This window comes from Microbacterium sp. Bi128 (genome assembly GCF_918698205.1).
This window is the reverse complement of the sequence record NZ_CAKKMM010000307.1, coordinates 1-4,965: the sequence shown is the minus strand read 5'-3', so window position 1 is coordinate 4,965 and position 4,965 is coordinate 1. Positions and strand designations below refer to the sequence as shown.

The window sequence follows — 4,965 nt, the reverse complement described above, 5'->3', positions numbered from 1 at the left end:
GGGAGTGGTCGAAGCTCGTGCTCTCGCAGGGCATCAGCCGCGACGCGTTCGCCCGCGTCGGCGTCTGACCCGCGCGGACGACGAAGGGGCGGCGACCATCACGGTCGCCGCCCCTTTCGGCATCCGGGCTCAGCCTTCGACCCGGACGTCCTTGCCGACCACGGTGATCCCGGTCTCGGTGACGGTGAAGCCGCGGGCCAGGTCGTGTTCGCGATCGACACCGATCGTGGATCCGGGTGCGAGCGTGACGTTCTTGTCGAGGATCGCGCGGTGGATGCGCGCTCCCGCGCCCACCTGAACCCCGTCGAAGAGGACCGAATCGGTGATCGTCGAGCCGCCGCCGGCGAGTGCCCACGGTCCGACGACGCTGCGTTCGAGGTGGGTTCCGGACAGCACCGAGCCGAGCGACACGATCGAGTCGATCGCGTTGCCGATGCGGCCGACCGAGTCGCGGACGAACTTCGCCGGCGGGGCGTTGAAGGTCTGCGAGTAGATCGGCCAGTCGGTGTTGTAGAGGTTGAAGATCGGCAGAGTCGAGATGAGATCCATGTGGGCGTCGTAGAACGACTCGATCGTGCCGACGTCGCGCCAGTATGACCGGTCGCGCGGCGTCGAGCCGGGGACGTCGTTGCGCTGGAAGTCGTACACGGCCGCCTCGCCGCGGTTGACGAAGTACGGGACGATGTCGCCGCCCATGTCGTGCGCGGAGGTCGGCAGCTCGCCGTCGTGCGTGACGGCCTCGACGAGCGCGTCCGCGTCGAAGATGTAGTTGCCCATCGACGCGAGCACCTCGTGCGGGGCGTCGGCGAGGCCCGTCGGGTTCTGCGGCTTCTCGAGGAACGCGCGGATCATCGTGGGGTCGGCCGGGTCGGTGTCGATGACGCCGAACTGGTTCGCCAGCGAGATCGGTTGACGGATGCCGGCGACCGTGGCCCGCGCGTCCGAGGCGATGTGCGCCTCGAGCATCTGCCCGAAGTCCATGCGGTACACGTGGTCGGCGCCGATCACCACGACGATGTCGGGCTTCTCGTCGCGGATGAGGTTCATGCTCTGCAGGATCGCGTCGGCCGATCCCGAGAACCACCGCTTGCCCAGGCGCTGCTGGGCGGGAACGGATGCCACGTACGCGTTGAGCATCGGTGACATGCGCCACGTCTGCGAGATGTGGCGGTCGAGGCTGTGCGACTTGTACTGCGTGAGCACGACGAGCTGGCGAAGTCCCGAATTGATGAGATTCGAGATCGCGAAGTCGATCAGGCGGTACTGGCCTCCGAAAGGAACGGCCGGTTTCGCGCGGTCGGCCGTCAGGGGCATGAGTCGTTTTCCCTCGCCGCCGGCGAGGATGATTCCGAAGACCTTCGGCGCTGCAGGCATGGCACCACCCTAGGGTGCGAAAATCCCCTGGGCTATACGTCGAACCGGGTGGTTCGCGTGTTGTACGGTTCGTCTCATGCGCGTCGACGTCGTCACCAAGGAGTACCCGCCGGAGATCTACGGGGGAGCGGGCGTCCACGCGACGGAGCTGGTCCGGGCGCTGCGCGCCGAGGGGACCGAGGTGCAGGTGCGGGCTTTCGGCGCGGCGCGCGACGAGGCCGACACGACGTCGTACGCGGTGCCCGCGGAGCTCGCCTCCGCCAACGGCGCGATCCAGACTCTCGGCACCGATCTCGAGATCGTCTCCGACGTGGCCGGAGCCGACGTCGTGCACTCCCACACCTGGTACGCGAATTTCGCCGGGCATCTCGCCTCGTTGCTGCACGGCATCCCCCACGTCGTCACCGCGCACAGTCTCGAGCCGCTGCGGCCGTGGAAGGCCGAGCAGCTCGGCGGCGGCTATGCGGTGTCGAGCTTCATCGAGAAGACGGCCTACGAAGGGGCGGCGGCCGTCGTCGCCGTGAGCGAGGGCATGCGCCAGGACATCCTGCGCAGCTACCCGTCGCTCGACCCCGACAAGGTCCGCGTCATCTACAACGGCATCGACACCGAGGCGTGGCATCCCGTCACGGACGACGCGTTCCTCGCCGAGGCCGGAATCGACCCCGCGCGTCCGTCGGTCGTGTTCGTCGGACGCATCACGCGGCAGAAGGGGCTGCCGTACCTGCTGCGCGCGGCCGAGAAGCTGCCGCCCGAGGTGCAGCTCGTGCTGTGCGCCGGCGCGCCCGACACCCCGCAGATCCTCGCCGAGGTGGAAGAGCTCGTCCGCGGGCTGCAGGCCACGCGCGAGGGCGTCGTCTGGATCGACCGCCTGCTGCCCCGACACGAGCTGTGCGCGATCCTCACCGCGGCGACGACGTTCGTGTGCCCCTCCGTCTACGAACCCCTCGGCATCGTCAACCTCGAGGCGATGGCGTGCGGCGCCGCCGTCGTCGGTACCGCCACCGGTGGCATCCCCGAAGTGGTCGTCGACGGTGTCACCGGGCGACTCGTGCCGATCGAGCAGGTGCAGGACGGCACCGGCACGCCCGTGGATCCCGAGCGTTTCGTCGACGATCTGGCGCGTGTCCTCACCGAAGTGGTGAGGGATGCCGCGCGCGCGGCGCAGTACGGCGAAGCCGGTCGCGCCCGGGCGATCGAGGACTTCAGCTGGGCCGCGATCGCCCAGACCACCGCGGCGCTGTACGCGGAGGTCGCGGGTCGGTAGATGGGGTGCGGCGCGCGTCCCCAGAGTGGGGTGGCGCGCCGGAGTTCGTCCGCCCGGGCCGTTAGGCTGGGGGGCATGCCGCAGGTTCTGGAGTTCTCCGACGTCGTCGTCCGCCGGAACGCCCGGGACATCGTGTCCCACCTCGACTGGACCGTCTCGGACGATGAACGCTGGGTGGTGCTCGGCCCGAACGGCGCCGGCAAGACCACCGTTCTGCAGCTCGCCGACACGCTCCTGCACCCCACCTCGGGTGCCGTGACCATCCTCGGCGAGCGACTGGGTCGCACCGACGTGTTCGAGCTGCGCCCGCGTATCGGCTTCGCCTCGTCGGCCATGGCCCGTCGCGTCCCGCCGGAGGAGACCGTCCTCGACGTCGTGCTGACCGCGGCGTTCTCGGTGACCGGCCGGTGGCGCGAGCAGTACGAGGACATCGACGAGCGCCGAGCGCTGCGCGTCCTCGCCGAGTGGCGCCTCGACCACCTCGCCGACCGGACGTTCGGCACGCTCTCGGACGGTGAGCAGAAGCGCGTGCAAATCGCCCGTGCCGTCATGACCGACCCCGAGCTGCTGCTCCTCGACGAGCCCACGGCGAGCCTCGATCTCGGCGCCCGCGAAGAGCTCCTGTCGCTGCTCTCCGGTTACGCGCAGGCGCTGACCACTCCGGCGATGATCATGGTCACGCACCACGTCGAGGAGATCCCCGTCGGGTTCACCCACGTCCTGCTGCTGCGCGACGGCGAGGTCGTGGCATCCGGACCGCTCGCCGAAGCGCTCACGGCCGAGAATCTGACGGCGACGTTCGGTGTCCCGATCACGCTGACACAGGACGCCGGACGGTACGCCGCTCGCGCGACGTCCTGAGCGTCGTCCGCGCGCGCGGAGCCTGGTAGACTCGTCCTTTGGTGCCTCCGGCGCCGCAGACTTTGACCGTCCTGGCAGAATCCAGGGCACCACTCCTCAAAGGACCTCCCATGCAGACTGACATCCACCCCACGTACAAGGCCGTCGTGTTCCGCGACCTCGGTTCGGGCGACACCTTCCTCACCCGTTCGACCGTCTCGAGCGACAAGACGATCGAGCTGGACGGTGTGGAGTACCCCGTCATCGACGTGGAGATCTCGTCTGCCTCGCACCCCTTCTACACGGGTAAGCAGCGCATCATGGACTCGGCCGGTCGTGTCGAGAAGTTCAACCAGCGCTTCAAGAACTTCGGTGGCTCGCGCTAAGTCGCAGCCGTCCTGGCGGAAGCCCTCGTCCTTCGGGACGGGGGCTTCCGCCATTCGGAGTCGGGTGCGGCGCCGGTGAGCGGTCCGAGCGTGTGCTGCGGGCCGAGCTCTGAGCGACGATCGGCCCACATCCTCTGGTTGTCGCGGGTGCGCACGATCTCGTCGCGATCGAGGTCGGCGATCGCCAGCCCCTCGACGTCGCCGACCGCGGCGATGCGTCGGCCCTTCGGGTCGAAGATCGCCGAGCCGCCGATGAAGTGGCTCGTCCCGCCGACCAGGCCGCTGAACACGACGTACACGCCGTTGTCGAGGGCGCGCGCGGCGTAGTGGAGGTCGCGGCAGTGTGCGCCACCCGGGAAGTACGCTCCGCTGTTCACGTAGACGTGGGCACCCGCCGCCGCGGCCGCAGCAGCGTGCTCGGGAAAGTTCGCGTCGTAGCAGACCGACAGCGCGAGGCGCAGGTCATTCACCGCGAACGAGAACCCGGCGTCGCCCGCGGCGAAGACGGTGCGCTCGCTGTCGTACAGGTGCTGCTTGTCGTACGCCACGACCGGGGGATCGCCCGGGACGACGATCATGTCAGTCAGAGTGCGGCGGTCGCCGCGGTCGAGCGCGGTGTTGAGGATCGCGACGATGCCGGTGCGGTCGACGGCCTGCTGAACCGTCGCCAGCCAGCGGGTGTCGGCGGCGTCCGGGAGCGCGCCGGCGAAGACGGCGGCGTCGTAACCGGTCGTGAACGCCTCGGGGAAGACGATGACGTCGACGTCCTGCGCGGCGGCTCGTTCGATCCAGCCCGCAGCGCGCGACAGGTTGGCGTCGAGGTCGCCGGGCATCGCCTCGGCTTGAACGGTGGCGATGCGGAGGGTCACGGAGAAAGTCTGGCAGGCGTGTGATCGTGAGGCGCGCCACGGTGCTGGGATCGATGACCGGGAAAATCCCGTCCCGGCGCTCAGCGGATCAGTCGAACGGTGCGCGGAATCGGACCGAACGACGACTCGGTCCCGTCGGGCCTGAACCCGTTGCGGCGGTAGAACGCGTGCGCCCGCGGGTTGTCGGCGGCGACCGACAAGGACGCGGGTCGGTCGCGGAGAGCCGTGT

General features: G+C 69.2%; 5 protein-coding genes. 3 read left to right on the top strand and 2 right to left on the bottom strand.

All coding sequences use genetic code 11. The features are described 5' to 3' along the window. Positions 1–129: 129 nt before the first annotated feature. Positions 130–1,374, bottom strand: coding sequence for a glucose-1-phosphate adenylyltransferase (glgC, locus tag LQV45_RS17735; RefSeq protein ID WP_230008152.1), 1,245 nt, complete (start codon positions 1,372–1,374; stop codon positions 130–132). Positions 1,375–1,450: 76 nt separating this feature from the next. Between glgC and glgA the strand changes: the two genes are divergently transcribed. The 3 genes from glgA (at position 1,451) to LQV45_RS17720 (ending at position 3,867) form a co-directional block, all read left to right on the top strand. Then, the gene (glgA, locus tag LQV45_RS17730; protein ID WP_230008151.1) at positions 1,451–2,641 is read left to right on the top strand and encodes a glycogen synthase; all 1,191 of its coding nucleotides are present in this window, start codon (positions 1,451–1,453) and stop codon (positions 2,639–2,641) included. A gap of 75 nt (positions 2,642–2,716) precedes the next feature. Beyond that, the gene (locus LQV45_RS17725) at positions 2,717–3,502 is read left to right on the top strand and encodes an ABC transporter ATP-binding protein (protein ID WP_230008150.1); all 786 of its coding nucleotides are present in this window, start codon (positions 2,717–2,719) and stop codon (positions 3,500–3,502) included. Between the two features lie 110 nt (positions 3,503–3,612). Beyond that, the gene (locus LQV45_RS17720; protein WP_138175812.1) at positions 3,613–3,867 is read left to right on the top strand and encodes a type B 50S ribosomal protein L31; all 255 of its coding nucleotides are present in this window, start codon (positions 3,613–3,615) and stop codon (positions 3,865–3,867) included. On the opposite strand, the gene LQV45_RS17715 is transcribed toward LQV45_RS17720, so the two are convergent. Next, a complete protein-coding gene (locus LQV45_RS17715) occupies positions 3,864–4,736 on the bottom strand; it encodes a carbon-nitrogen hydrolase family protein (protein ID WP_230008149.1) in 873 nt (290 codons plus the stop codon). The genes LQV45_RS17720 and LQV45_RS17715 overlap by 4 nt on opposite strands. Between the last annotated feature and the right edge of the window lie 229 nt (positions 4,737–4,965).